The organism is Rhizobacter sp. P2_H3, from assembly GCF_056403355.1.
In genome coordinates, this window is sequence record NZ_JBFUFQ010000457.1 from 1 (window position 1) to 1,736 (window position 1,736).

The following is a 1,736-nucleotide window of genomic DNA, read 5'->3' on the forward strand; positions in this document are numbered from 1 at the left end:
GATCTGCACCAGCGCGTCATCGGTCAGCTCGCCCAGCGTGGCGACCACCGGCAGGCGGCCGACCAGCTCGKGGATCAGGCCGAACTTGATCAGGTCTTCGGGCTCGACCTCGCGGAACACCTCGGACACGCGGCGCTCCGACTTGGTGTGCACGGTCGCCGCGAAACCGATGCCGGATTTCTCGGACCGGTTCTGGATGACCTTCTCGAGGCCGTCGAATGCGCCGCCGCAGATGAACAGGATGTTGGTCGTGTCGATCTGCAGGAAATCCTGGTTCGGGTGCTTGCGGCCGCCCTGCGGCGGCACCGAGGCCATCGTGCCTTCGACGAGCTTCAGCAGCGCCTGCTGCACGCCCTCGCCCGACACGTCGCGCGTGATCGAGGGGTTGTCGGCCTTGCGCGAGATCTTGTCGATCTCGTCGATGTAGACGATGCCGCGCTGCGCCTTCTCGACGTCGTAGTTGCAGTTCTGCAGCAGCTTCTGGATGATGTTCTCGACGTCTTCGCCGACGTAGCCGGCTTCGGTCAGCGTGGTCGCATCGGCGATCACAAACGGGACGTTGAGCAGGCGGGCGAGCGTCTGGGCCAGCAGCGTCTTGCCCGAGCCGGTGGGGCCGATCAGCAGGATGTTGCTCTTGCTCAGCTCGACGTCGTCCTTGGACGACGCCATGTGCTTGAGCCGCTTGTAGTGGTTGTACACGGCCACCGACAGCGTGCGCTTCGCGGTGTCCTGCCCGATCACGTACTGGTCGAGGCTGGCCTTGATCTCGCTGGGCACCGGCAGGTCTGACTTGGTGGCGCGGGCCTCGGCGGTGTCGGCCGGCACTTCATCGCGAATGATGTCGTTGCAAAGCTCGATGCACTCGTCGCAGATGAAGACCGACGGGCCGGCGATCAGTTTCTTCACCTCGTGCTGGCTCTTGCCGCAGAAGGAGCAGTACAGGACTTTCTCGCTGGAGGAGCCTTTTTTGTCGGCCATGGATGGGTGCGCTGTGCGTTAGGAAGGCTGAGTCAATGATAGAGCAAAAGAATTCCGGCCCAGGCTGTGGAAAAGGGGCCCAAATGGGCCCCGTTCTGTGGCTTTCCGCGGTTTCACCCCGGTTTTACCCGAGGCCCGGTGCCGGATCTGTCAGCTCAGGTCGCTGCGGGCGGGGTGCGCTGCGTCAGCACCTGGTCGATCAGGCCATATTCCTTGGCCTCGATCGGATCCAGGAAGAAATCACGCTCCATGTCGGCACGGATCTTCTCGATCGACTGGCCGGTGCGTTCCGCGTAGATGCGGTTCAGCTGCTCGCGGGTCTTGAGGATCTCGCGGGCATGGATCTCGATGTCGGTGGCCTGCCCCTGCGCGCCGCCCGACGGCTGGTGGATCATCACGCGAGAATTCGGCAGCGCGAAACGCTTGCCCTTGGCGCCGGCCATCAGCAGGAACGAGCCCATGCTGGCAGCGATGCCCATGCACAGCGTCGACACGTCGGGCTTGATGAACTGCATCGTGTCGAAGATCGACATGCCCGCGCTCACCGAACCACCCGGCGAGTTGATGTACAGCGAGATGTCCTTGTCGGGGTTTTCGCTTTCGAGGAACAGCAACTGCGCCACCACCAGGTTGGCCGACTGGTCGTTGACCGGCCCGACCAGGAAGATGACCCGCTCGCGCAGCAGGCGGCTGTAGATGTCGTAGGCCCGTTCACCGCGGCCCGACTGCTCGATGACGATGGGCACCATGCCCAGACT

The 1,736-nt window shown here is 63.6% G+C and carries 2 protein-coding genes; both read right to left on the reverse strand.

Features of this window, described 5'->3' with window-relative positions; genetic code table 11:
- Positions 1 to 978: ATP-dependent Clp protease ATP-binding subunit ClpX (clpX, locus tag AC1D1T_RS32285; protein WP_477993433.1), on the reverse strand; the 978-nt coding region annotated here is incomplete at its 3' end.
- A 155-nt stretch (positions 979 to 1,133) separates the two neighbouring features.
- Positions 1,134 to 1,733, reverse strand: coding sequence for an ATP-dependent Clp endopeptidase proteolytic subunit ClpP (gene clpP / locus AC1D1T_RS32290; protein ID WP_477993434.1), 600 nt, complete (start codon positions 1,731 to 1,733; stop codon positions 1,134 to 1,136).
- Between the last annotated feature and the right edge of the window lie 3 nt (positions 1,734 to 1,736).